Origin of the sequence: Limnohabitans sp. Rim8 (assembly GCF_943326455.1) — a bacterium.
In the GTDB taxonomy this organism is placed as follows: domain Bacteria; phylum Pseudomonadota; class Gammaproteobacteria; order Burkholderiales; family Burkholderiaceae_C; genus Limnohabitans_A.
Genome location: NZ_CALPTI020000008.1, coordinates 131,018 through 156,552 on the forward strand (window position 1 = coordinate 131,018; position 25,535 = coordinate 156,552).

General features: G+C 57.6%; 23 protein-coding genes. 11 read left to right on the forward strand and 12 right to left on the reverse strand.

Translation table 11 applies throughout. The features are described 5' to 3' along the window. Window positions 1-18 precede the first annotated feature (18 nt). Window positions 19-411, reverse strand: coding sequence for a hypothetical protein (locus Q1M54_RS07940; RefSeq protein ID WP_300555999.1), 393 nt, complete (start codon window positions 409-411; stop codon window positions 19-21). 257 nt (window positions 412-668) lie between these two features. Here Q1M54_RS07940 and Q1M54_RS07945 point away from each other — a divergent pair, with 257 nt between their 5' ends. Next, the gene (locus tag Q1M54_RS07945) at window positions 669-1,832 is read left to right on the forward strand and encodes an MFS transporter (protein ID WP_300556001.1); all 1,164 of its coding nucleotides are present in this window, start codon (window positions 669-671) and stop codon (window positions 1,830-1,832) included. On the opposite strand, the gene Q1M54_RS07950 is transcribed toward Q1M54_RS07945, so the two are convergent. Next, on the reverse strand, window positions 1,762-2,679 hold the full coding sequence (locus Q1M54_RS07950; RefSeq protein ID WP_300556003.1) for a hypothetical protein: 918 nt from the start codon (window positions 2,677-2,679) through the stop codon (window positions 1,762-1,764). The genes Q1M54_RS07945 and Q1M54_RS07950 overlap by 71 nt on opposite strands. Window positions 2,680-2,953: 274 nt before the next feature. Here Q1M54_RS07950 and Q1M54_RS07955 point away from each other — a divergent pair, with 274 nt between their 5' ends. After that, window positions 2,954-5,029 carry an ATP-binding protein gene (locus Q1M54_RS07955; protein WP_300556005.1) on the forward strand — a complete coding sequence of 692 codons (2,076 nt, stop codon included), beginning with the start codon at window positions 2,954-2,956 and terminating at the stop codon, window positions 5,027-5,029. Between the two features lie 3 nt (window positions 5,030-5,032). On the opposite strand, the gene Q1M54_RS07960 is transcribed toward Q1M54_RS07955, so the two are convergent. Next, complete coding sequence (locus Q1M54_RS07960; protein ID WP_300556007.1) at window positions 5,033-5,899, reverse strand: N-formylglutamate amidohydrolase; 867 nt, start codon at window positions 5,897-5,899, stop codon at window positions 5,033-5,035. Between the two features lie 11 nt (window positions 5,900-5,910). Next, window positions 5,911-6,882: a tripartite tricarboxylate transporter substrate binding protein BugE gene (locus tag Q1M54_RS07965; protein WP_300556009.1), complete on the reverse strand. Its 972-nt coding sequence runs from the start codon at window positions 6,880-6,882 to the stop codon at window positions 5,911-5,913. A gap of 89 nt (window positions 6,883-6,971) precedes the next feature. On the opposite strand from Q1M54_RS07965, the gene Q1M54_RS07970 reads away from it, so the two are divergent. Next, complete coding sequence (locus Q1M54_RS07970) at window positions 6,972-7,943, forward strand: LysR substrate-binding domain-containing protein (RefSeq protein ID WP_300556011.1); 972 nt, start codon at window positions 6,972-6,974, stop codon at window positions 7,941-7,943. Here Q1M54_RS07970 and Q1M54_RS07975 read toward each other — a convergent pair. Together Q1M54_RS07975 and Q1M54_RS07980 are read right to left on the reverse strand one after the other, a co-directional pair. Further along, complete coding sequence (locus Q1M54_RS07975; protein WP_300556013.1) at window positions 7,916-8,626, reverse strand: response regulator transcription factor; 711 nt, start codon at window positions 8,624-8,626, stop codon at window positions 7,916-7,918. The two genes, Q1M54_RS07970 and Q1M54_RS07975, sit on opposite strands and share 28 nt — an antisense overlap. Further along, on the reverse strand, window positions 8,623-10,260 hold the full coding sequence (locus Q1M54_RS07980) for a HAMP domain-containing sensor histidine kinase (RefSeq protein WP_300556015.1): 1,638 nt from the start codon (window positions 10,258-10,260) through the stop codon (window positions 8,623-8,625). Before Q1M54_RS07980 ends, Q1M54_RS07975 begins: the two co-directional genes overlap by 4 nt. A 184-nt stretch (window positions 10,261-10,444) precedes the next feature. Between Q1M54_RS07980 and Q1M54_RS07985 the strand changes: the two genes are divergently transcribed. Continuing rightward, window positions 10,445-10,999: a hypothetical protein gene (locus Q1M54_RS07985; protein ID WP_300556017.1), complete on the forward strand. Its 555-nt coding sequence runs from the start codon at window positions 10,445-10,447 to the stop codon at window positions 10,997-10,999. 54 nt (window positions 11,000-11,053) lie between these two features. On the opposite strand, the gene Q1M54_RS07990 is transcribed toward Q1M54_RS07985, so the two are convergent. From Q1M54_RS07990 to Q1M54_RS08000, 3 genes are all read right to left on the reverse strand, one after another. Continuing rightward, entirely contained in the window at window positions 11,054-11,647 is a 594-nt protein-coding gene (locus Q1M54_RS07990; RefSeq protein WP_300556019.1) for a 3'-5' exonuclease, read from the reverse strand. 7 nt (window positions 11,648-11,654) lie between these two features. Next, window positions 11,655-12,581: a ribosome biogenesis GTPase YlqF gene (ylqF, locus tag Q1M54_RS07995; protein WP_300556021.1), complete on the reverse strand. Its 927-nt coding sequence runs from the start codon at window positions 12,579-12,581 to the stop codon at window positions 11,655-11,657. Between the two features lie 78 nt (window positions 12,582-12,659). Continuing rightward, on the reverse strand, window positions 12,660-13,553 hold the full coding sequence (locus Q1M54_RS08000; RefSeq protein ID WP_300556023.1) for a LysR family transcriptional regulator: 894 nt from the start codon (window positions 13,551-13,553) through the stop codon (window positions 12,660-12,662). 107 nt (window positions 13,554-13,660) lie between these two features. On the opposite strand from Q1M54_RS08000, the gene Q1M54_RS08005 reads away from it, so the two are divergent. From Q1M54_RS08005 to Q1M54_RS08020, 4 genes are all read left to right on the forward strand, one after another. Continuing rightward, window positions 13,661-14,833, forward strand: coding sequence for a twin-arginine translocation pathway signal protein (locus Q1M54_RS08005; protein ID WP_300556024.1), 1,173 nt, complete (start codon window positions 13,661-13,663; stop codon window positions 14,831-14,833). A gap of 100 nt (window positions 14,834-14,933) precedes the next feature. Continuing rightward, complete coding sequence (locus tag Q1M54_RS08010) at window positions 14,934-17,015, forward strand: DEAD/DEAH box helicase (protein ID WP_300556026.1); 2,082 nt, start codon at window positions 14,934-14,936, stop codon at window positions 17,013-17,015. A 70-nt stretch (window positions 17,016-17,085) separates the two neighbouring features. After that, window positions 17,086-17,562 carry a hypothetical protein gene (locus Q1M54_RS08015; RefSeq protein ID WP_300556047.1) on the forward strand — a complete coding sequence of 159 codons (477 nt, stop codon included), beginning with the start codon at window positions 17,086-17,088 and terminating at the stop codon, window positions 17,560-17,562. Next, a complete protein-coding gene (locus Q1M54_RS08020; protein ID WP_300556028.1) occupies window positions 17,559-18,776 on the forward strand; it encodes a CaiB/BaiF CoA-transferase family protein in 1,218 nt (405 codons plus the stop codon). Before Q1M54_RS08015 ends, Q1M54_RS08020 begins: the two co-directional genes overlap by 4 nt. A gap of 60 nt (window positions 18,777-18,836) precedes the next feature. Here the strand turns inward: Q1M54_RS08020 and Q1M54_RS08025 are convergent, their stop codons facing one another. Beyond that, window positions 18,837-19,862, reverse strand: coding sequence for a tripartite tricarboxylate transporter substrate binding protein (locus Q1M54_RS08025; RefSeq protein ID WP_300556030.1), 1,026 nt, complete (start codon window positions 19,860-19,862; stop codon window positions 18,837-18,839). 181 nt (window positions 19,863-20,043) lie between these two features. Here Q1M54_RS08025 and Q1M54_RS08030 point away from each other — a divergent pair, with 181 nt between their 5' ends. Continuing rightward, complete coding sequence (locus tag Q1M54_RS08030) at window positions 20,044-21,228, forward strand: YbfB/YjiJ family MFS transporter (RefSeq protein WP_300556032.1); 1,185 nt, start codon at window positions 20,044-20,046, stop codon at window positions 21,226-21,228. On the opposite strand, the gene Q1M54_RS08035 is transcribed toward Q1M54_RS08030, so the two are convergent. After that, window positions 21,229-21,936, reverse strand: a complete 708-nt coding sequence (locus Q1M54_RS08035; RefSeq protein WP_300556034.1) for a VOC family protein — start codon at window positions 21,934-21,936, stop codon at window positions 21,229-21,231. It lies immediately after the preceding gene. Then, complete coding sequence (locus Q1M54_RS08040; RefSeq protein ID WP_300556037.1) at window positions 21,933-22,484, reverse strand: C40 family peptidase; 552 nt, start codon at window positions 22,482-22,484, stop codon at window positions 21,933-21,935. Before Q1M54_RS08040 ends, Q1M54_RS08035 begins: the two co-directional genes overlap by 4 nt. A 124-nt stretch (window positions 22,485-22,608) precedes the next feature. Here Q1M54_RS08040 and Q1M54_RS08045 point away from each other — a divergent pair, with 124 nt between their 5' ends. Next, window positions 22,609-23,214 carry an isochorismatase family protein gene (locus tag Q1M54_RS08045; RefSeq protein WP_300556039.1) on the forward strand — a complete coding sequence of 202 codons (606 nt, stop codon included), beginning with the start codon at window positions 22,609-22,611 and terminating at the stop codon, window positions 23,212-23,214. Between the two features lie 117 nt (window positions 23,215-23,331). Next, window positions 23,332-25,230: a propionate--CoA ligase gene (locus tag Q1M54_RS08050; RefSeq protein ID WP_300556041.1), complete on the forward strand. Its 1,899-nt coding sequence runs from the start codon at window positions 23,332-23,334 to the stop codon at window positions 25,228-25,230. The last annotated feature ends 305 nt before the right edge of the window (window positions 25,231-25,535 follow it).

Below are 25,535 nucleotides of genomic sequence, written 5' to 3' on the forward strand. Positions count from 1 at the left end.
ATTTCACATTCCGAGTTTTCATGCTCCCCACAAGTCTTTTTCCAAATCCCGCTGCAAGCTGATCCAGGCTTGGTCAAAACTGAGTTTTTTGGACAACGGGGTTCCTGGCTCCACCACTCGCCAAAACGGTGGCAAATCGGCCAGCGGGACATTTCTCGCGTTGTGTTCCTCCCATGCGTACTCGGCCACAATTCTCAAGAACAGGGAGGTCGATACGGGGCACGTGGCATCACAGGATTGTGTTTGAGCCATATTTTTACGAAATTGCTGAAGGGATACCGTTTCACCGGGTCGAATTTTTCTGAGTTCATCTGCAATTTCCTCCGGGCTGGAAATGTGCAGTTTTGAGCCGCTTTTCACGCCCGCGAAGTTTTTTTCAAGAACAACATGGTGCGGTGGCTTGGTGGCCATTTTGTCTTTCCAAGTTTTTTTAGCTCTTGGCATGGTCATTGAATGAGAAGTGATGAAGTTTTGATTTTCTTCGCTCAGTTGAGCAGTGCAAATAATGCCAGGGACACCCCTTATTTTTTGGATTTGCCCTGGCTCCGCTGCTCAATGTTTGCACCGACCCGGAAGTGGCTTTGTTCGGGCCTGCATGAAAACCAGAATCAGCGTCATGCGGCTTTTACTTTCAGGTACAGGCTCTGACGCGGTTTACAGTCACGGCCATGAATCCCGTCCCTCGTCATGTATTGCCCGTGTTGGTGCTGGCCCAATTTGCTGGCACTTCGCTGTGGTTCGCGGTCAACGCCGTCATGCCCGACTTGCAGCAAGCCTTTGGCTGGCCTGCCACCGCCGTGGGCAGCTTGACCTCTGCTTTGCAATGGGGTTTTATTCTGGGCACTTTGGTGTTTGCCTTGTTGGCTTTGGCTGACCGGTTTCGGGCAACGCGGGTGTTTTTGTGTTGTGCGATGGCGGGCGCGGCTTGCACCGTTGGGGCTTGGGCCATGGTGTCGGACTTCACTGCGCTGCTCTTTTGGCGCTTCGCCAGTGGTTTTTTCATGGCCGGTATTTACCCTGTGGGCATGAAGATCGCGTCACAGTGGTATCGGCAAGGTCTGGGTTCGGCGTTGGGTTATTTGTTGGGTGCCTTGGTGCTGGGCTCGGCCAGCGCCCATGGCCTTCGGGCTGTCGCCGATGCCTTGCCCTGGCCCAGCATCATGTTGGGTGTGGCCGCTTTGGCTGCAGCAGGGGGTTTGTTGATCCTCACATTGGGAGAGCCACCGCAAGCCCCTGTGCGCGTGAGCACCTTGCAGTGGCCAGCGATGGCCACGATGTGGACCGATGCTCGGGTACGAAGCTCTGTCCTTGGCTACTTTGGTCACATGTGGGAGCTCTACACGCTGTGGGTCTTGGTGCCACTGATTTTGAGCACGCGTTTGTCGGGCGTGGACTTGTCATGGATGGCTTTTGCGGTTTTGGGCAGCGGTGCTGTGGGCTGCGTGCTGGGCGGCTATGCGGCACAGCGCTGGGGCAGTGCTCGGATCGCCGCTTTTTTCTTGGGGGTCAGTGGGCTGTGTTGCTTGTTGGCGCCGTGGTTGCTGCATGCCACCGATGCCGTTTTTTACGCATGGCTGTTGGTGTGGGGAGTCAGCGTGGCGGGCGATTCGCCCCAGTTCTCTGCGCTGACGGCTCGAAACGCGCCACCGCAGGCTGTGGGCACTTTGCTCACGCTCACCAACTGCATCGGTTTTTCCATCAGCACCGTGAGCATTTTGTTGTTCGTCGCGCTGACCGATTGGCTGCCCTTGGGCTGGTTGCTCACAGGATTGGCGTTAGGTCCAGCGCTGGGCTTGTGGGCTTTGCGTTTGTTGGTGCGAGAGCGGGCTTGAGGTCTCGTGCCAAGGCGCAGACCTCACGCGCTTGACCACCCGCGCTTTCGTCGTCTTCTTCGCTGCACAGAGCAGCCAAGAACGCGGGATCCAGCATCTCGCCTGGCAGCAACAATTCTTCATTGGGCCAGCGCTTGACCAAATGACCGTTGGCCACACCGCCGGTATGAGTGGTTTGGTAGGCGCGGCGATGTTGCATGGTGACGCCGCTGTTGCCATTGGCGATGATGCGGCTTTCGCCCAAGGCCCAAGGCTCAAAGTAGGCATTGGCCGCTTCATCGACTTGGCGGAAATAGACCCGGGCTCCTTCGGCGTTCAGTTTTTTTCGCACGGTTCGCGTGATCAGTCCTTGCAAATGTTCGAGCGCTGAACCGTCCATTTGGTTCAATGCGTCTGTGCCCATGTCTTGCGAAACCAGTGCAGCTGAGCTTGCCAATTCAGCAGGCAAAACCTGCACCATGGCTTTGACCACATCGCGGTGTGGCGCTACGGCGGTGGCGACGCCACGGGTTTGGGGTTGGATGGGGCAGCGTATTTCGACGAAGCGTGGTTTGACAGGGCCCGTGCAGCCGTCGTGGTGGTAGTACTCGCCTTGGCTTAGACGTCCCTTGCTGGATCGGCCACGCACATCGCGGTAAGTGGGGTGTTCGGTGTGAAGGTTCAGGCAAACGACCAAGCCCGTGGCATCGACCAATTGGTAAAAGGCTTCGCGCCACTGCGGCGAGAGCAGTTGTTCATGCAGGTAATCGCAGGTCTTGGCGGATGCAGCGGGCACGTCCTCGCCCTCAATGACCAGCACAAAAGGCTTGGGGCGGCGGACCCGCCAGCGGGTATTGGCAAAAGACATGAAAGCGACTGTGGACGGTGCAATCGCAGGGTTATCAGGCGCCAAGCTTATTGACATTTTTTTGCAGAGAGAGTGTATGAATCAGGGCCCAAAGAGTGGGGCGCGTTGTTGAGATTTTAGGGCGTCAAGTAGTGCTGCAACACATGCCATCAGCCTTCGTGGATTCATAGAAAAAATGTCGGTTGAGATTAATGGCTGTCTTGTTAAAATTTTTACTTATTGAATTATTTAATATTTATTACAATATAAAAATTGATTTTTAAGAACTATTGCGATGAATATCTTTATCAGCCGCTTATCGATACGCTTCAGACTCCTGATTGGATTTGGGTTAATGGGCAGTTTGCTGTTTGCTGTTGTGATGGTGAGTTGGTGGACCTTGCACCATGTTCAATCCAGTGCAAAGCAAATCATCGATATGTATGAGCCTCAGGTTGATCGCATGACCCGAGTTGAGCTGTTGATGGTCAAAATTTCACTGGAGGCGCGGCATGCCATTTTGTCGGCCAAGGATCCCACAGAACTCCATGCTGCGATTGAACGTATTGGAAAAGATCGCAGCAGATTGGTGGATTTGATCCATGAAACGGAAGCCAATTTGTCCACCGACGTGGGTCGAGACATCATGAAAAATATCCGTGAAGCGGATGATGTGTTTTGGCGCCTGTCACTGCAGGTTGTGGGCCACGCGCAAACGGGTCAAGTAGCGGCGGCATACGCCTTATTGACCACCGACTTGGTGCCTGCCCGCAATCGTCAGTTGGATCACATTGGGGCTCAAAAAGAGTGGCAACGTCAGTTGATGAACCAAGCATTGGCCGATGCCAATCAGACCATTGACCAAGTGAAAATAGTGTTGGCAGCTGTTGTGTCCGGCATCTTGGTCCTGATCAGTTTCATGTTGATGCGATTGATCAACTCCATGATTCGGCCTCTGACGAGTTTGCTCAACACCATTGTGGAAGTTGAGCACAGCGGTGATTACACCAAGCGAGTGTCTGTGGTGGGTGAGGATGAAGTCGGGCGAACGGCTGCTGCATTCGACCGCATGATGGAAATCGTGGAGAGCCGGACCAACGAGTTGGCTCGCAACAGAGAGCAACTTGAAGAAAAAGTGGAGCAGCGCACCGCTGAATTGAGCCGTGCTGTGACGTTGGCCAAAGCTGCCAACGAGGCCAAAAGCCGCTTCTTGGCGACCATGTCCCATGAATTGCGTACACCCATGAATGGCGTGTTGGGCATGGCTCAGTTGCTGCTGTCAGGACCTGTTGATTCAAAAAAGACACAAGACCATGCACGCACCATATTGCAATCGGGCCAGTCGCTGTTGACGTTGCTCAACGATATTTTGGATTTGTCAAAAATTGAGTCAGGAACCCAGACCCTTGGAGCGGGTATGGTCAATCCAGTCGAGCTTTTGCTCAACACCCAAGCCTTGTTTGCCAACAACGCGACAGCCAAAGATCTGAAGTTGAGTGTTCAGTGGAATGGGCCACATGGCAGGCGTTATCGAGGGGATGCCAATCGATTGAAACAGATGTTGTCCAATTTGACGAACAACGCCATCAAATTTACTGCGGTGGGGGAAGTGCGCATTGAGGCGACCGAGTTGAGTCAAGTGGACGGGTCTGCTTGTGTTGAGTGGGCTGTACAGGACTCAGGCATGGGAATTCCTGCACCAAAAATGCCCTTGTTGTTCCAGCCTTTTAGCCAAGTCGATGACTCGACAACGCGTCAATTTGGAGGCACTGGCTTGGGCTTGTCCATCGTCAAAAGTCTGACGCAACTGATGGGAGGAGAAGTCGGGGTTGAAAGCAAAGAAGGCGAGGGCGCGAGGTTTTGGATTCGTCTGCGTTTGGATGTCATGACCGATGCGGTGGATCTGTCAGAAGTCGATACTTGTCATCGGACCGGCCTGATGCCCCAAGATTCATCTCAACAAATGTCAGGCCGAGTGTTGGTGGTGGAGGACAACCGAGTCAATCAGCAGGTGATTTGTGCGATGCTGAACCAACTGGGTTTTGAGGCAATTGCCGTTGACAATGGGCAGCTGGCTGTAAAACGGGTGATGCTGGAAGCCGATGCGATCTCGGCCATTTTGATGGATGTGCAAATGCCTGTGCTGGATGGTTATGAAGCGACTCGTCAGATACGAGATTGGGAACGCTTTCAAGGGCGCACAGCATTGCCCATCATTGCGGTGACTGCCGACGCGTTCATTGAAGACCAAGCGCGCTGTCGGCAAGCTGGCATGGACCATTTCTTACCCAAGCCCATCAAACTGAGTGCCTTGTCCGAGGTGCTTTATGCTTTTCAAACCGTCCAGACAGACCGCTTAAGTCTTTCTTGAGGATCAAGCTTTTTGACCACCCACTTGAGATTGGACATACAGAGCCACATCGCTCAGTGTCTTGTCCAGGCTCAATTTGAGCTTGTCAAAATCAGCGTTGCGTTCACGGCTGGCTTCATGCATGTACAACGGTCTGCGGATTTCAATCTGTAGGCTGTGCCGTCTTTGTGCAGGTTGACCGATTTGCTCTAGCAGGGCGACGCCTTTGTAAGGGTCATTTCGAGCAACGGAGTAGCCACACGAACGAAGGCTTTCTTCAACCAAACTCACGAATGCGGGTTCACAGGTGGTGCCGTCCCGATCACCGAGAACAAAATCTGCCAAAGGTTTGTCGGTTTTGATGCCCAGCCTTTCATAAGCATTTTGCGGCATGGAGTGCAAATTCAAATGCCAGACGCTGCCAAATGCGTCGTAGGACGAACGTATTTCCTCATCCAGCGCAGATCGGTAGGGTTGCCAGTAGTGGTCAATTCTTTGTTGAATTTCTTGCACCGTCAGTTGCCGGTCGTAAATCATGTTGTGGGCATCGACTTTGCTGAAAATCAGGCCATAACCCAATTTCGATTTGGGGCCAGGTGCCAAAGGCACCGGCCAAGTCCCAGCGATCAGCGATGGGTCCAGATCTTCTAGCGCACGGTTAGGGTCGATGTAACAACGTGGGAACAAGGCGGACACCAATGTGCCGCCAACGGCGGGCACACCGGCCCACAAAGCGTCGATGTCGGTGTCTTCTGTTTGGCGGAGCTGCGCGAAGGGCAGTGCAGACCTGAAATCTGATGGGTAGTTGGTTCCGCTGTGTGGCGAGTCGCACACCAAGGGCAAACGCCGTTTGTTTTCAGGGCGGCTCAACACATAACTTGACTCAGCCATGTCGCGTTCTCTCAGTCGATTTGAATGTTGGCAGACTTTGCAATGCGCTGGTAACGCGCCAAAGCCCGCTTGATTTGCTCGCCAAATTGTTCGGGGGTGTTGGCCATAGAGATACCGTCAATCGTTTCAGCGCGTGCCTTGAATGCAGGGTCTTGCATGGCTTGGTGTGCGGCCTCATTGAGCTTGAGTACAACAGCCCGTGGTGTTTTGGCGGGCGCCAGCAATCCAAACCATCCGCCTTCATCCAAATCTGGATAACCAGATTCTTTGTAGGTAGGCAGATCGGGCAACAGTTTGCTGCGCTGAGGTGACAACAAGGCCAGCGGACGTAAACGTCCTGCCTGGATATGCGGCAGGGTGGAAGGCAGGTTGTCGGTCAGTGCGTCGATTTGGCCAGCCAAAGCGTCGTTCAGCGCAGGTCCTCCCCCTTTGTAGGGCACATGCAAGAGTTTGATGCCTGCCAATTGCAAAAGGTTTTCGACGTTGGCATGGCCCAAGGAGCCGTTGCCTGGCGATCCATAGGAGTATTTTCCCGGCGAGGCCTTGGCCAAGGCCACAAACTCTTGCAAGTTTTTGACGGGCAGTTTGGGGTGAACGGTCAGGACACTGGGCACTGACATGACGTTGGTGATGGGTTCAAAATCTTTGGCGGCGTCATAGGGGATTTTTTTGTACACCGCTGGGCTGGCGCCATGCGTGCTGACGGTTCCCATCAACAGCGTGTAACCGTCTGGGCTTGCTTTTGCCACTGCATCAGCACCCAAAACGCCGCCCACACCCGCGCGGTTTTCCACCACAACGCTTTGACCCAAGATCGGGCTCATGCGTTCAGCCAGCAGCCTCGCAACCATGTCGGTTGATCCGCCAGGCGCGAAAGGAACGATCAATTTAATGGGTTTTTGAGGGAAAGCCTGTGCCTGCACCACCGCTGAGAGGGCCTGCAAACACACCAAAGCCAAAATAGAAAGTAATTTGACACGCATCACCAGCCTCCTTGAAAAACACCATTTTGAAAGGCAGTTTGATGATTGGCGAGCGACATTCGGGCTGTCAATAGTGACTAAAATTCACTATGCGCATTGCTTCGCCCTCACTGTCAGAGTTACACGCCTTTGTTGCGGCAGCGAGGCTGGGCACTTTTCTAAAGGCAGCCGAAATTTTGTGCGTCACACCGGGCGCCGTCAGCCGCGCCATCTCCAGAGTTGAGGCCGATCTGGGGTGTCAACTGTTCACCCGAAATGTCCGAGGATGTGAACTCACTGACCACGGGCGTGATTACTTGAGCTTGGTGGCACCCGCCTTGGATGCGCTGGAGTCTGCAGCAGCCAAAGCCAAAGTCAGGTCTGCCAACCTTGTGCTTCGTTTGTCGGTCACGCCCACCTTGGCCAGCCACTGGTTGATTCGACGCCTTCCGGAGTTTCAACGTGAACACCCTGAAATCAGTTTGGAGTTTGTGCCCTACCGTGCGGGTGATTACCCGCTTTTGGCCTCTCAGGGGGCGAGCTTGTGCGGTGGCAATGGGCACTGGCCTGTCGGTTTAGAAGCCACTTATGTGGTGGGTCGTCAAATTGTTCCTGTTTGTCGTCCGGTCGATTTGACAGGCCCTAAGCCCCTGCAGAAACCAGCTGATTTGTTGAAATGGCCCTTGTTGTTTCATGCACATCACCCGCACACATGGCATCACTGGTTCGAAACGATCGCTTGTCTTTCAAATGAGGCCATTGATCATCGCGACATTCAAGCTGCTGCCAGTTTTGACCAAGTTAGCCAGTTGCTGGAGGCGGCCGTCAGTGGTTTGGGTGTTGCAATGGTGCAGCGGTGCCTGATTGAGGATTACTTGGAGGCCGGGAAGTTGGTCATTCCCTTTACGGAAGTGGTGCACAACGACCGGGGTTATTTCTTTTGCTATCCCGAATCATTGAGGAGAACGCCGGCGGTCGAGGCGTTTTGCACTTGGCTGGTCAGGCACGGTGAAATCAGCGATGAGACCTGCAGGGGTCATGACCTTCAGTCCCATTATTCGGTGGGTGCCTCAAGCCGGTAACCCAGACCGCGCATGGTTTGAATCAAGGGCACCGGGCGACCCTCATCGATTTTGCTTCGCAAGCGCCGAATGTAGACATCCACCACATTCGTCAGCGGGTCCTCGTTCAAACCCCAAACACTGGACAAAATCCGTTCGCGACTGAACATGCGGCCAGGCGCAGTCATCAGCAGTTCCAGCAGGGCCAACTCACGCGCCGTCAGGTTCAGGGCCTCCCCAGAGCGACTGGCCCGCATCGATTCGCGGTCAAGCACGATGTCGGCCACTTGCAGCTGGGCAGGACGGGTGCTTTGCAGGCCGGATCCTCGCCGCGCTAAGGCCTCCAACCGGGCCAGTAATTCTTCAAACTCAAAGGGCTTGCACATGTAATCGTCGGCCCCCATGCGAAGACCTGCCACTCTTTCTTCCAAGGTGTTCAAGGCTGTGAGCATGAGCAAAGGAAACGTGATGCCTTTTGCACGCAGAGTTTGGCAGATTTCCATGCCGTTCATGCCGGGGAGCATCAAATCCAAAATGACCACGGTGACAGCGTTTTCGGTTTTGTTTTGCCGGGCTGTCTCCAGTACCAAGGCCAGCCCTTCTGGACCTGTTGCAGCTCGTTGCACCTGCAGCCCTTCGGCCCTCAAACCGCGTTGTAAAAAGTCGGCAATTCGAGTGTCATCTTCGATCAGGATGATGTTCATGTTTGAGCTTTTTGAGGGGTTTCTAAGACGGGGCGGGTCAACAATGGCAAGTTCAAAACCACGCAAGTTCCCGTGTTTCGAATTTCATCGGCAGGGCTTTGCAGCGTTAAATTGCCGCCGTGAGCCAAGACCAAGGCCTTGGCAATGGGCAGACCCAAACCACTGCCTGCTGCTCGGTGCAAGCGTGCCAGGCTACCCCGAAAATGGCGGTCAAAAACTTGGTGCAGCTCCTCAGCAGGGATGCCAATACCTTGGTCGATGACCTGCAGCATCAACATGGGTGGAAAATCGGTGCTGCGTTCCCAGCGGACTGTGACCGTGCCATTGCTGTGCGAATAGCGCACGGCGTTGTCCAGCAAAAGCAGTAACAGTTGACTCAGGCGTTGCCCATCCCCCATCACCTTGACCGTGCCTTTGGGCATAACAGGGCAATCGATGTGGATACTCCTTTCGCCCGCCAGGGCGCTGGCCTGAGACAAGGCATCGGCCAAGGGTTCGGACAGGTCGACTGTTTGGTGCACGATGCTCAGCGTCTCCATGTCGCTGCGAGCCATCGCGAGCAAGTCGTCAATCACCGATCCCAGTTGGCGCGAAATCGCCACAATGCGTTGCAACGCTTCGCGGTACTCGGGGCTGGGTCTTTCACCACCGCGCAGGGTGATTTCGGCTTCACCTCGAATGGCGGTGGTTGGGGTGCGCAACTCGTGGCTGATATCGGCCAGCAGTTGTCTGCGCCTTGTGTCGGTTTGCTGCAAAGACTTGTTCGCCTCATGCAAGGCGCTGGTGCGTTCGCGCACTTCAGACTCCAGCCGATGACGCTGTTCGGTTTCTTGCTGGCTGTGCATCTCTAAGGCTGCAGCCATGGCGTTCATGCTGCGTGCCACGTCCGAAAACTCATCCTGACCATTCAGCGGAATGCGGTGCTGCAATCGCCCTTGTCGGAGTTTGTGCGCACCTCGGGCCAATTCGTCGATGGGGCGTCGCAGGGCTCGCGCAAAATAGACCGTAGCGCCCAATGCCAACAAGGCCAGTGACAAGGCCATGCCCACCCATAACCAACGGATACGCGCCAGTGTGGCATCTGCGGCTTGGCGCTCTCGCAGCATGGCGGCACGTTCACGAACAATGCTTTGACCAATCAACTCGCGCAAATCACGCCCCTCCGACTTTTCGAAAACCTCGCTCAAGGTGTCCCACCCCAAACGGGCCGGAATATCGGCTGGCAGGGTTTTAACTTGTCCAACGGCGTCTCCGAGTGTTTTGACGTTTTGCCCTAAAACATGCAAAGCCTCTTGTCTGGCTGTTTGCTCCTCGCCATCGCTGCGGTCCATGCCCAAGCTGGACGCTGTTCGGGCCAGGTTCGCCAAATCGGCCAAGGTTTGGTGCATCTCGTTGAGCAAGGCCTCGCGGGCTGCCGGGTTGCCTCCGGCCCCAATTTTGTGTTGAGTCACCCATGCACGCAGGTGCTGCTTGGTGGCCGACAGTTGCACAAACCCTTGGTGAATATCGCTGGCAATGCGCCCGCGAACGACTTGACGTTCTGCTTCACGCAGCGCAAAAACTGCCCCAACACCCTGCAACACAATGCAGGCGGCCAAAAAGAGTAAGACCCAACTGAGTTGTTTTCTGAACATTTTCCTATTGTCGCTGTCCGCATCCTGTGCTGATGGTTGTCATCTCTTGTTAATGCCACTCCCAATAAAGAGTCATTAAATATTCAAAAAAAAGACCATCAAAGTCTTTTTTAATGCGAAAGGACACCTGACGACTTGCCGGATGTCTAAAACTTTTTTTATCTCAATGATTGGGAACGCAGCCATGAAATCTAAGCATTTGATCGCCACTTCAATGGCTCTTATGGGTTTGTCCAGTGCCTTATCGGCATCCGTGGTCGTTAACCAAGGCATCACCGAAGCCGAAGTGCGTGGTGCTCAGACCGCTTGGTGCAAAGCCTTGGTCGACATCAGTCAAACAGGCGCGACCAAAGGCCAGGCAGCCGCCAAAGCTTTGGCCGAGCAAGTGATTGACTCGGCTTACGGTTACCAAATGGGCGCCGTATTATTTAAGCCCACACTGACCGTGGTGCCCCAAACCTTCCGCACCACGCGGGCTGGCGCCTTGGCATACTTTGTTGGCGGCGACAGCAATTTCCCAAAAGACAAGGGTTTTGCGCTCAATGGTTGGACCGCTTGTGAATCGAAAAATGCTGCCATTTTCATTGCGGGCAGTTCCGCCAGCAGCATGGGCAATGTGATGATCACCGACAAAGCGGGCAAGGTCACCACCGTTGACAAGACTTGGACTTACGTCAAAGATTCCGCCGGCAGGCTGCGCATCGTGGTACACCACTCTTCATTGCCATTTGGTGGCTAAAGCAACTGAGAGGAGATGCGAACAGCCTCACCCGACCGGGCAAGGGCTGTCGCTTCACATGCCCAATGCATGCCAAACGCGAATGGCTGCATAGGCGTCGTTGGCGGCGTAGACCAGTTGCGCCTCGCTCAGGCGGGTGTTGGCCCAATTGCTGGTGGCCGCTTTTTTGGATTTGATGAAGCGCTGGTTGAACAGCACCGCCACCGCACCTTTTACGCCCATGTCTTTGCGGTAACCGCGCTCCCTAAAGATGGTGTTGAGCTCCAAGATGCCCTGCGGGTCGATGCCCAGTTTGTCCACGATGCGTTTACGGTCGTCGCCCAAGCCGAATCCGGCTTTGGCAATGCCGCCTCGGGCCAATAAGTCGGCCGCCACGGCGCGGCATTCGGGCTCGTGCAGTTGAAACACCCATGCCCGTTCGGCCGTGGCCAGCTGCAAAATGTGCGGCCCGTCAGACTGCTCGCCCACCCGAAAGGTGGGTTTGGACTCGGTGTCAAAACCCCAAGCTTTGGCCACGATTAACTGGTCATGCGCTTGGTGTGCCTCGCTGCCCGTGCTCACCAAGCTGATGCGGTCCAGCCCCAGGCGCTCGAATTCTGGCAACAGGGCGATCGCTTCTTTGTCGGGCGTGGGTTTGTGGGCTTGCATTTTGGGCTCAGTCTTTCAAGGCCTTTTTGGCTTTTTTGCCGCCTTCTTTGCGCACAGCGCGCTCGGCATCGGCTTTTTTGCCTTCTGCCAGCCAAACGGAAAACTCTTGGGGGGTCTCTAGCGTCAAACGGCCTAACGCGGCAGATCTGAAATCGTAGATCACGATTTCGGCGGCTTTGGTGGTGTTGACCCGACCGCCGCTTTGAATCGCACCGCGGTATCGGGCAATGGCTTCGAGCAAGGTTTCGTCGGTGTGGCTGGCCACGTTTTGCACTTTGTAGCGCTCGGTGATGGCCTGCGGGTAATGCGGAATCAGGTAGTTCAACAACTCCAGCGCCACCACCTCTTCGTCAAACGCGTTGACACCAATCGCGCCGCTGGCGGCCAGGTTGTAGCCACTTTGCTCGACGATGATGCGCGGCCAAAGCACGCCGGGCGTGTCGTACAAATAAAAATCATCGGCCAAGGTGATGCGCTGCTCCAGTTTGGTCACGCCTGCTTCGTCACCGGTCTTGGCAGCGCGTTTGCCTTTGAGGGTGTTGATCAGAGTCGATTTGCCCACGTTGGGAATGCCGCAGATCAGCACCCGCATGGGCTTGACCATACCGCCCCGGTTGGGGGCCAACTGGCGGCTGGCGTCGATCAAGGCTTTGGCGGGAGACACCACGCTGGTGTCCATGCCCAAAGCGCTCACGCCGGGCAGGGCGTTGTAGTGGGTCAGCCATGCCGCGGTTTGTACCGGGTCGGCCAAGTCTTGCTTGCTCAGGATTTTCAGGGCGGGTTTGCCTTCGATCAGATCGGCCAGCATGGGGTTGGCGCTCGAGCCCGGCAGGCGGGCGTCGAGCATCTCAATGACGACGTCAATGTCTTTGATGCGCTCCCCAATCGCCTTGCGCGTGAGGTGCATGTGTCCGGGAAACCATTGAATCGCCATAAATGAAGCCGCTGCTGACAAAAGTGCAAAGTGGTGATTGTGGGGCAGTTCGTCCTCTGGCCGATTTGAAACCTGCCATCAGTTTTTTAGACTGCGCGGTACCTCGTCGGCCAAAAAGTCAAATACCGCCCGAATCAGCGCACTGGTACGCAACTCGCGATGCACCGTGAGCCAAACGGGCAAGACTGGCAGCTCGATCATGGGCAGGATGGCCTGGACTGTCGGGTCTGAGTCAATCAGGTGCTCGCTCACAAAACCCACGCCCAACCCGGCTTGGACGGCTGCCCAACGGGCGATCAGGTCATCGGTGCGCAGACCGTAGCGCAAGCCGCTGGGCGGAAAACCCAGTGCCGCGAAGCCGTCCTCGATCTCGGTGTTGTGGTCGCCCGTGATGAGGTCGTGCGCCAGCAGATCTGCGGGTTGCAGCGGCGTACCTTTGCGCTGCAAATAGCCTTGGCTGGCACAGGCTCGCAACGCCACTTGGCCAATGTGCTGGGCCACCAGGCTGCCCTGTTCGGGCCTGACCATACGCAGCGCCATGTCGGCCTCGCGCATGAGCAGGTTGCTCACCGAGTTGCTGACCAGCAAATCCACCACCACATCTGGCAGCGCCTGGCGCATGCGGGCCAGGATGGGCGGCATCAAAAAGCAGGCCACGGGCTGGCTGGCCGACAGCCGCACCCGGCCTTGCACCGTTTGCCCAGAGCCCGAAGCCATCCGCGAAAACCGCGCTGCGCCGTCTTGCATGGTGTGGGCCGCCTCGGCCAGCGCCAATGCCTGCGCGGTGGGCTGCAGGCCACGCCCAGTGCGCTCGAACAGCACGAGTTTGAGTTGGTCTTCCAGCTCGGCGATGTGCCGTCCCAGCGTAGGCTGGCTCACCCCGGTAGCGCGGGCCGCGCCCATCAGGCTGCCGTGTTCGAGGGCGGCCAAAAAAGAGGGGATGAGCGCCCAGTTGAAATGTGATGTATTCATGAATGAATGGCTGGTATTTGGTTGCATGCAATTGTGTAATGTCTCTGAGGTTCAGACAATCGAATTTGGTTCTTTTGAATGATTTTTTTAATCCGGAGGAGTACCCCATGAACAGACGACACATGTTGCGAATCGCAGGCGGCGGACTCATCGCCGCTGCCACCGTGTCCAGCTTGACCGCGTGCGACAGCAGCATGCCGCCCGAGGCCATTGCAGCCTGGAACCCGCCAGCCGATAGCCTGGACATCCGCCGCTGGGCGCTCTCGCACGCCTTGCTGGCGCCCAACGCGCACAACCTGCAGTCGTGGCTGGTGGACTTGGACACGCAGGACACCATCGTGCTGCGCATGGACATGACGCGTTTGCTGCCCGAGACCGATCCGCTGTCGCGCCAGTTGGTGATCAGCCAGGGCACCTTCATCGAGGTGCTGGACTTGGCGGCACGCCAGCGCGGTTACCGCACCGAGGTGGCGATGTTTCCTGAAGGGGAATACAGCGCCCAAGCGCCCGATACCCGGCCCACCGCCTGCATTCGGCTGGTGCGCGACGCGCAGGTGCAGCCCGACCCGCTGTTTGCGCAAGTTTTCAAGCGCCACACGCACAAGGGCGTGTACGAAACGCGCACGCCCGATGCTGCTGCCTTGCAGGCCGTGCAGGATAGCGTCAAGGGTTTGCCTGTCAGTTTAGGCATCGTCACCCGGTCGCAAGAGGCGGCCATGGCTCGCCACGCGCAGATCGCCATGGACGCTTGGCGCACCGAGCTGGTCACGCCGCGCACCTTGCTGGAGTCCTACCATGTGCTGCGCATCGGCCCCCAGGAGATTGCCCAGCACCGCGATGGCATTTCGCTGAATACGCCCATGCTGCGAGTGATCAACGCCCTGGGTTTGTTTGACCGCACCCAAGCACCGGCTCCGGACAGCTCGGAAATCAAGGGCCAGCTGGAGCGCTTCAATGTCGCCATTGCCAGCACTCCCGCGTATTTTTGGCTGAGCACCGAGCGCAACGACCGCAGCTCGCAGCTGCTGGTCGGTCGCACTTATGTGCGGGCCCAATTGGCGGCTACGGCGCAGGGCTTGTCCATGCACCCGTTGTCGCAGGCTTTGCAGGAATACTCCGAGCAAAAGCCGCACTACCAAGCGGTGCACCAGTTGCTGGGCGCTGCCGAACGTGGACACACGGTGCAAATGTGGACGCGCCTGGGCCACGCCCCCGCCATCGGGCCTTCGCCTCGTCGGGGGCTGCAGGCGCATCTCCGCCAGGGCGTTCTGCCTTCGTAGGTCAGACCTGCAGCGGTGAACCGGGTGTTCACCCCGCCCATCGGCATTGCACAATCTCCCATGATCAAAAAACGCCAAACTAGGCGTGCAAGGGGAGTCCATGAACACATTCAGCCAGGCGCAGCCGTCGCACACCCGCGACTTCGCCGAGCAACACACGTGCACCATCCTGGTCCGTCTGGCCGGGCCGGGTGCAGCCCCCCGCACCGATCAGGTGGATGCGGTTCACGCGGTGCTGCAACCGGCGTCGCGCGTGCTGGTGGTTCAGGCCACGGGCTGGGGCAAGTCGGCGGTGTATTGGACGGCCACGCACGCGATCCGCAGCACAGGCGCTGGTCCCACCTTGGTGGTGTCGCCGCTTTTGGCGCTGATGCGCGACCAAGTCAGCGCCGCCGAGCGGGCTGGCTTGAAGGCGGCCACCGTGAACTCCACCAACATCGACGACTGGGACGAGGTCTTTCAGCGGCTCGATGCGGACGATATCGATGTGCTGCTGGTTTCACCCGAGCGGCTGGGCAACCCACGATTTGCGGCGCGGCTGGACGTTTTGCTGGCCCGGGTGGGCCTGATCGTGATCGACGAGGCACATTGCATCAGCGATTGGGGTTTTGATTTCAGGCCCGATTACCAGCGGCTGGCGCGGGCGCTTTTGTCGACACCCACGGCCAGCGTGCTGGCCACCACGGCCACGGCCAACGAGCGGGTAACGCACGACATTGGTCAGCAGTTGGGCGCGGGCACCGTGACCTTTCGGGGCACTTTGGCCCGCACCTCGCTCACGCTGTCGGTGGTGCCGGGTTTGACGCCCTTGCAGCGCTACGCCTGGATTGCCGATGCGCTGGAGCAGCTGCCCGGCTCGGGCATTGTGTATGTGCTGACGGTGGCCGAGGCCGAGCGCCTCACGGCCTTTTTGCGCGGCTGCGGCCATGCGGTTGAAGCCTACAGTGGGCAGACCGATGCCGACACTCGACTGAAGGTCGAAGAACTATTGCGCCATAACCAGGTCAAGGCGGTGGTGGCCACATCAGCGCTGGGCATGGGTTACGACAAGCCGGACCTTGGTTTTTGTGTGCATGTGGGCTCGCCCTCGACCCCGGTGGCCTATTACCAACAGGTGGGGCGGGCGGGCAGGGCAGTGGCGCATGCCGAAGGGGTGTTGTTGCCGTCTGATGCCGACGAACGCATTTGGGATTACTTTGCCACCGCGTCAATCCCTGACGCGTCAACGGCCGCCAAGGTGTTGCAAAGCCTGGGCAAGGATGGGCGCAGTTTGCTGGAGATCGAAGCCGACACGGGCGTGCGCCGGGGGCGGCTGGAAGCGCTGCTCAAAATTTTGGCGGTGGAGGGCGTGGTGGACAAAGACGGCCCGACTTGGCGCGCGACAGGCGTGCCGTATGAGCACGACACTGGCAAATGGACCGCGCTGGCCCAGGTTCGCCAGCAAGAGGCCGACATCATGCGCCAGTACGCGCATGGTCAGGGTTGCTTGATGGCGTATTTGCAGACCGCGCTGGACGATCCTTCGCCCGCGCCCTGCGGTCGCTGCTCGGTATGCACCGGACATTTGCCGTTTCCCGGCCATGCGCCTTCATCCGAGAAACTGATCGCTGCCCGTAACTTTTTGCGTGGCATGGACGTGGACATCGAGCCGCGCAAACGTTGGCCAAGCGGGGTGGGGCGCAAGGGCGCGATTCGCGGCTTTGAGGTGGGCCGCGCCGTGGCCTATGCTGACGACCCGGGCTGGGTGACCGAGCTGCAGGCGCTGCGCAGCGCTGCGCCCGGGGATGTGCCTGCCGAGATCTTGACTGGGGCCGTCGCCTTGCTCGGGCGCTGGGCTAAAAATTGGCCCACCCGCCCGGTGTGTGTGGTGCCCCTGCCTGCGCCCGACATGGCTTCGAACAGGCGCGTGGCCGAGTACATCGCCCAAAAGGGGCGACTGCCTTTGCACGATGTGTTCATTTGGATGGGCGGGCATGCGCCGGATGACGCAGCATCGACTCCCGTGGTGGCGCATCTGGAGTCGGCCATTGGCCTGGCACCCGATGCCGCCATGCCTGTCGGCGCGGTGCTTTTGGTGGCCACTGATGTGCGCACCCGATGGACAGCCACGGTGGCGGCAGCGCTCTTGCGCGAGCAAGGGGCCAGCCAGGTGCTGCTGTTGGCCTTGCACCTGCGGCCTTGAGGCATGATCGGCGCTTGATTTGAAGAAAATGATGAACGACAACTCCCCGGTGAACGACAAAACCCCAGACATGCAAGAAATGCAAGACCGGCCCTTGCTTCAGGAGCCCCGCCTTTGGCAAAACGAGCAATGGACCGCTCAGGTCATCAAAAATGACGATGATGACGGTTGGGCTGTGGCCATGTACAAGGCCGGCGAGAGCGAACCTGCGCTGGTGGGGCCGTGGACCATGGGGCGCGACAAAAAGAACCCCAAGCCGCTCGATGGCTCTGCATTCATCACTTTGGTCAAAACCGCCAGCGAGTTTGTACGCCGAAGCGAGCAGCAGTTGCACGCACAGCTCAACCAAAGCGTGACCGTCAACGGACAAGACAGCCGCATCACGGTGCTGTTGCGCATCGTGCCCGACGAGGACAACCCCTATGCCATGTTGAGTGCGCAGGAAGAGGGCGGCGCCGCCTTGGCCGAAGTCAAGGTGGCGGCAGGGTTCAAGTTCAATCGACAAACTGCCCAGGCTTGGGTGGATGCAGACTTTGTGAAACCATGACCAACGCAAAAGCTTTTTCACCCTCTACCGGCCCTTTGGCGGGCCTCAAGGTCCTGGAACTGGGCCAGTTGATTGCTGGTCCTTTTGCGGCCAAAACCTTGGCCGACTTTGGGGCCGATGTGGTCAAGATCGAGCCGCCCGGCGCGGGCGACCCTTTGCGGCAATGGCGCTTGATGAAAGACGGCACTTCGGTGTGGTGGCAGGTGCAGTCGCGCAACAAGCAGTCTTTGGCGCTGGACCTCAAGCAGCCCGCCGCGCAAGACATCGTGCGCCAGTTGGCTGCTGAAAGCGATGTGCTGATTGAAAACTTCCGCCCCGGAGCCATGGAAAACTGGGGTTTGGGTCCCGAAGATTTGATGGCTTTGAATCCGCGTTTGATCGTGCTTCGCGTGAGCGGTTATGGCCAGACTGGCCCTTACCGCGACCGTCCCGGCTTTGGGGTGGTGGGCGAGGCCATGGGCGGCATCCGTCACCTGACAGCAGAGCCAGGCCGTGTGCCTGTGCGCGTGGGGATCAGCCTTGGCGATACGCTGGCGGCTTTGCATGGGGTGATTGGCATTTTGATGGCCATACATGAGCGCCAGAACTCGGGCAGGGGACAGGTGATCGACGTGGCTTTGTATGAGGCGATGTTCAACTGCATGGAAAGCTTGTTGCCCGAGTACAGCGCCTTTGGCGCTGTGCGTGGGCCTGCTGGCAGCGCATTGCCGGGCATTGCACCGAGCAACGCCTACCTGTGCAAGGACGGCGGCTACGCCCTGATTGCGGGCAACGGCGACAGCATCTTTAAACGGTTGATGGCCGAAATTGGCCGAGACGACCTGGCACAAGACCCCGCCCTGAAAGACAACACCGGGCGTGTGGCCCGAGTGGCCGAAATCGATGGGGTGATTGGTGATTGGACGGCGCAGCACACGGTGGACGAGGTATTGGCTGCGCTGGACCGCGCCAGTGTGCCAGCTGGTCGCATCTACACCGTTGCCGATATCGCGCAAGACCCGCATTACCAAGCGCGTGACATGCTGCAAACCGTGCGCATGGAAGACGGCAGCGATTTGATGGTGCCGGGCATCGTGCCCAAGTTGTCACGCACACCCGGCGGTCACCGTCGCAACGCGCCCCGAGTTGGTCAAGACAGCGATACGGTGCTGGCGGGCATGGGCCTGAGCTCAGAGCAGATCAAAGCCCTGCGTGATCAAGGCATTGTGGCTTGAGGGCTAAACGTCAGACAGGTCACCCGGGTGTTGGCCCGGGAGCCTGCTGGTTTGGCCAGATCACTCGGCCTTGGCGCCCGAGTCTTTCACCACCTTGGCCCACTTGGTGATTTCAGTGGCTTGGTAACGCGCCAGTTCATCGGGACTGGACAGCACGGCATCTAATCCCAAAGTTTTCAGCCGTTCTTGCACGTCCGGGAGCTTGAACACCCGCAAAACTTCGGCGTTCAGTCGGTCAATGACAGGGCGAGGTACGTTGGCGGGAGCGAACATGGCAAACCATGTGGTGGCCTCAAAACCAGGCACCGATTCGGCCACGGTAGGCACATCGGGCGCAGCGGGTGAACGCCTGGCCGTGGTTTGGGCCAAGGCGCGAATTTTGCCCTCTTTGGCCATGGGCAAGGCCGACGGCATGTTGTCAAACATCACCTGGATGCTACCGCCGATCAGGTCGGGGATGGCGAATTGACGACCTTTGTAGGGCACGTGCGTCATGGTGGTGCCCGTGAGTGACTTGAACAACTCACCGGAGACGTGCACCGAGGTGCCAATGCCAGGAGACCCAAACGACAACTTGTTGGGGTTGGCCTTCATGTAAGCGATGAGCTCGGGCACGTTTTTGACGGGCAAGGCATTGTTGACCACCAGCAAATTGGGAGCCGATGCGATCAACGAGATGGGGCTGAAATCCTTGACCATGTCATAGGGCATTTTTTCGTAAAGCGCGCCATTGATCGAATGCGTGCCTACGGTGCCCATGACGATGGTGTGTCCGTCACCGGGTGACTTGGCCACATTGTCAGCCCCGATGTTGCCGCCTGCGCCTGGCCGGTTGTCGACCACCACCGGAAACCCCAATTGGGCTTTTTCACTGAACAGACGGGCCAAAATGTCGGGCGCTCCCCCCGAAGGAAAGGTGACCACCAAGCGCAAAGGCTTGTTGGGAAAAGCTTGGGCCGCTGCGCCTGTGGCGCTCAATGCACCCAGGCTCAGCGCCAAAAGGCCAAGGCTGCGCCTCAGGGGCGATGCCAAACGTTTCGGCGCAGTGGTTTGATCGATGGATCCAGATTGAAGGTGGGTTGTCATGACAGTCTCCTTGTGGTTTTGGATTCACTTTAGGGTTCTGTGCCAGGCTGTGGCATGGTGAAAACCCTGCACAACACGGGCGTTCTGTCGTCTGAGCGACGTCAACACCCCCCACCACAAGATTCATGGCAAAGCCCCCTTGATGGAGTGCGAGCCCACAATCTCGCGTTAACCTATGACCATGACGACAACTACCAGCTCTTCAACAACGCGGCCTTTGCAGGCCTGGCAAGTGATGCTTGGCGGGATTTGCGGATTGGTTTTGACCATTGGTCTGGCCCGTTTTGCCTATACGCCCTTGTTGCCTGCTCTGCAAACACAAACCGGTTTGAACGATGCCGCTGCCGGTGGGCTGGCGGCCATCAATTACGCGGGTTACATCGTTGGGGCCTTGGTCACGGCTTGGATGGACGATGTGCGTTGGCGTCACCGTTTTTACAGTGCAGGTTTATGGATGGCTTTACTGACGACAGCGGCCATGGCGATGTCAACCTGGTTGCCAGCCTGGGGCCTGTGGCGTTTTCTGGGTGGTTTGTGTGGGGCTACCGGCATGTTGTTGGGCTCTGGCTTGGTATTGGGTTGGTTGATGCGGCAAGGCAGAAGGCCTGAGTTGGGCGTTTTGTTCATTGGCCTCGGACTGGGCATTGTGGTTTCGGCGTTGGGTGCTTGGGTCTTGTCGGGCATCTGGTCCCTTTGGTCTGACCAGTGGCTGGCTTTTGCTGCTTTGGGATTGTTGTTTTTTGTGCCCGCTTGGCTTTGGCGGCCACCCGTGCCCCCCGCACCAACGCCTCAAGTTTTGGCGCAAGCGCAGCCGTTGGTTTCAAAACGATGGATGAGGACCATGGCCTTGAGTTATTTCGCGGCCGGTTGGGGGTTTGTCATCAGTGCCACGTTCACGGTGGCCATTGTTGAGCGTGAACCGGCTTTGGCCGGGCAGGGCGCTTTTGTTTGGGCTTTGGTGGGTTTGGCCGCAATGCCCGCTGTGTTTTTGTGGGACCGAGTGGCGCGCCGGTGGGGTGACATACCGGCTTTGCTGCTGGCGTTTGGGCTGCAAACGGTGTCCATTGTGCTGCCGGCTTTATCAGGTTCCTTGACTGCGGCGCTGGCCGGTGCCATTGGTTATGGGGCTACTTTCATCGGTATCGTGAGTTTGACATTGGCCTTGGTAGGGCGGCGTGCACCCCAAAACCCGGGCAAGGCCATGGCGCGTTTGACCTTGAGTTACGGTGCTGCACAAATGATTGCGCCAGTGGTGGCTGGGGCCATGGCCCAAGCCACGGGCAGCTTCAAAGGCGCTTTGTGGTTGACGGCTGCGGTGATGATGGCGGGCATGGCCCTGTTGACCACGTTGCCCAAAGACAGTTGATCAAGCGCCCAAGCTTTGCAGTTGTACCAAGCCCTTGGGCGTTTGCAGGGTGGCCACCAAATTGGCGGGTCCCGTCAAGACCTCCACACCCGTCAGGCCAACGGCATCCAGTGCGGTCTGCAGTTTGGGGCCGCTGGGGTGGTGAAGGGTCAGGCTTTGCAAAGTCACACCAGAGCGGGGCAAGCTGTTGCGCGGGTGCAAGCGCAAGGGTTCTGCGGCATCGGGTTTGCCCCATTGAATCAAAGTGGGCAAGCAGCCGTTGAACAGGCGCTCGCCATCCTCGCGCACGGTGATTTGCCAGTGGAGCATGCCCTTGCTTGATTTGCGACTGGCATGCACCACTTGCCCGCGCTCAATACCTTGGGTTCGCAAGGCGTGGCGCGCGGCCTTGATGTCATCGGTGCTGCTGACAAAGTGCACCAAGCGTGGTTCTTGGGCAATGGTTTTTTGCAAGACTGCGTCATCCATGTCAAACCAGCGTGTGACCTGCAGCCGCTTGGGAATCACGGCTTCGGGGTTGATGGCAATGATTTCAAAATAGGCCAAAGGAAATTGGGGTGTGGCGATTTTGAAGAGGCGGTTGTGGGTGCCGTATTTTTCGTGTTCGCCACCAGCAGAAGGGGTGATGCCCAAGGTGGCTTCGCACCATTGCACGCCCACGTCCAAAGAAGGAGCCATCACCACGAGGTGGTCAATTTGGGTTTTCATGGTTTGGCGTTTTCAGTGTCGAGGGGGACACGGCGTGCGCCGTTGAACCTTTTTTGCCAGTAGGCGCTGCGCATGTCTTCTACCTGCACGGATTTGCCAGCACGGGGTGAGTGGATGAATTGGCCATCACCGACATAAATTCCGACATGGCTGAATGCTCGGCGCATGGTGTTGAAGAAAACCAGATCACCGGGTTTCAGTTCTTCTTTGTCGATCACTTGTGTGGCGCGTGCTTGTTCTTCAGCGCGTCGCGGCAACAGGCGGCCCACCGACTTTTCATAGAGGTGACGGACAAATCCACTGCAGTCAAAACCGGTGCTTTCGGTGTTGCCGCCCCGTCGGTAGGGAACGCCCAAGAGGCTCATCGCCTGGATGACCATGCCTGTTGCTTGATCGCTCGCCTTGTCTTTGGCCAAGCTCAGTTGACCAGTGATTTGCGATACAAAGCCTTTGTCAGGCAGCGCAGTGACCACCGCTTCGTCGGAAGGGGCAGACCAAGAGGGAGCGCTTAAAAACAAGCCGGCTAAAAATAGGAACTTCCATCGCATAAGCTTTGAGCATAACGGATGTGGCCCGTGCACTTGATTGGGTGCAAATTGGGCCAGGCCAAGTCTTGGCGATAGTGCTCAGTTGTGCTGCGACAATCCATCCACAATTTACCGAGGACGAACGATGTTGATGCAAGTGGACGAGAGTCAGTTGGTGTTGGTGGATTTTCAAGCGCGCTTGAAGCCTGCGATGCTGGATGCCGATGGGGTGTGGGCCAATGCTGCGCGACTGGCCACTTTGGCCAAAGCGTTGCAGGTGCCGACCTGGGGCACGGAGCAAAACCCCTCTCGCTTGGGCGAGATGCCCCCCGACATCCGAAACCACTGTCAACAGATTTTGGCCAAGATGCATTTCAGCGCGGTCGAAGAAGGCCTTGGCGAGTGGTTGAAACCCGAACCCGTTCAATCGCCTCGCGGCAACGCCCGCAGCCTGCCTCGCCATTTGCAAAAACCCCAGACGGCTGCCCAAGCGCGTCAAACCATTGTCTTGGCGGGTTGTGAGGCGCATATTTGCCTGCTCCAAACAGCCCTTGATTTGTTGGAAGATGAATACGAAGTATGGGTAGTGACCGATGCCTGCAGTTCGCGCACCGAGCGCAACCGGGATGCCGCCTATGACCGCTTGGCGGGGGCTGGGGCTGAATTGGTCACCTCCGAGATGGTGGCTTTTGAATGGGTCCGCACAGCTGAGCACCCTGACTTCAAGCTGCTGCAAAACCTTTTTAAATGAGTCTTTGAGTCAGCTTCCAGCAAGTCGTTTGGCCATAATTATGAATTCAGAAGAGGGGGGGCATGTGCGCCCCTTTCGTTCAGACGCATTGACTTAGCCGGTAAACAGGAGACTTTCATGGGCAATTTTGCTGATTTCCACGCGCGATCTATCCATGATCGTGATGCTTTTTGGGCCGAGCAAGCCAAATTGGTGGACTGGAAAGTCCAGCCGCAGCAAATTTGTGACTACAGCCATCCACCATTTGCAAAATGGTTTGTAGGGGGCCAGACCAATCTGTGCCACAACGCGGTGGACCGCCACTTGGCAGAGCGCGCCGACCAGCCGGCCTTGATCTTTGTTTCGACCGAGACGAACCAGGAAAAGACCTACACCTACCGCGATTTGCATGCCGAGGTGCAGCGCATGGCCGCTGTTTTGCAAGATTTGGGCGTGGTCAAGGGCGACCGCGTGTTGATTTACATGCCCATGATTGCGGAGGCTGCTTTTGCCATGCTGGCTTGCGTGCGTTTGGGAGCCATCCATTCGGTGGTGTTTGGTGGTTTCGCCTCCCATTCTTTGGCCACCCGCATCGAAGACGCTTCGCCCAAGGTCATCATCAGCGCTGATGCCGGTTCTCGGGGTGGCAAGGTGGTGCCCTACAAGCCCTTGCTGGACGAAGCCATCCAGTTGTCTGCACACAAGCCCGCCAATGTGATCATGGTGGATCGCCACCTCGCTGCTTTCACGCCTGTGGCCTTGCGTGACGTGGACTATGCCACGGAGCGTGCCAAGCACATGGATGCGGTCGTGCCTTGTGAGTGGGTCGAATCCACCCACCCCAGCTACACCTTGTATACATCGGGCACGACCGGCAAACCCAAGGGCGTTCAGCGCGATACCGGCGGCTACACCGTGGCTCTGGCAGCCAGCATGCCGCATGTGTTTGAAGGCAAGCCGGGTGGCACCTTCTTTTGCACCAGCGACATCGGTTGGGTGGTGGGCCACAGCTACATCATTTATGGCCCGCTGATTGGCGGCATGGCCACTGTCCTTTATGAAGGACTGCCGATCCGCCCAGACGGCGGTATTTGGTGGAGCTTGGTCGAGAAGTACAAAGTCAATGTCATGTTCAGCGCGCCCACGGCCATTCGGGTGCTCAAAAAACAAGACCCGGCATTGCTCAGCAAATACGATTTGTCCAGTTTGCAAGCCTTGTTCTTGGCCGGTGAGCCGCTGGACGAGCCCACGGCCAAGTGGATTTCTGAAGGCTTGAATGGCAAAGCCATCATCGACAATTATTGGCAGACCGAGACTGGCTGGCCCATCTTGAGCATTTGCAATGGCGTTGAAAAAGCGCCCAGCAAGTTTGGCTCGCCCGGCAAGGCCATTTATGGCTACAACGTCAAGTTGGTGGATGACCAAACCGGCGAAGAGCTGACCGGCGCCAACCAAAAGGGCGTTTTGACGATTGAAGGCCCATTGCCACCCGGCAACCTGCAAACCATTTGGGGCGATGATGCACGGTTTGTCAAAACTTACTGGAAAACGGTGCCGGGCAAGCTGGTCTACAGCACCTTCGACTGGGCGGTTCGAGACGAAGATGGTTATTACTTCATTCTTGGCCGTACCGATGATGTGATCAACGTGGCTGGGCACCGCTTGGGTACTCGTGAGATTGAGGAGAGCATTTCCAGTCACCCCAACGTCGCCGAAGTGGCGGTGGTGGGTGTGGCCGACCAGCTCAAAGGGCAGGTGGCCATGGCTTTTGCCATTGCCAAGGACACCTCTGGTTTGACGGATGCAGCCGCTCGCCTCAAGTTGGAGTGCGAAGTCATGAAAGTCGTGGACTCACAATTGGGTGCAGTGGCCAGGCCTTCAAGGGTGTTCTTCGTGTCCGCTTTGCCCAAAACCCGAAGCGGCAAGCTGCTGCGCCGGGCCATTCAGGCTGTGGCCGAGGGCCGGGACCCTGGTGATTTGACCACCATGGACGATCCGGCTGCTTTGCAGCAGATCGTTGAGCTGATCAAGGGCTGATCCTTCTGACCCCGCCTTGGCGGGGTTTTTTGATCCCAACGTCATATCCCTATAAGCGTTATGTAAGTTGGCGGTTGGGCAAGGCGTGGCACAATGTGCGTTGTACTCAGGCCCTTCCCATGCCACAGTCGCATCCGCCAACCGGTTCAGCCGTGTCGCGGAAGGTAATTCTCAACCAACTAATGTTTCCCTGAGGGGAACGGAGGTCAGCGAAATATGAGCGAGACTAATTCCGTCTACGCTGCCTATTCAGGCAACACCCACCTTTTCGGAGGCAACGGCCCATACGTCGAAGAGATGTATGA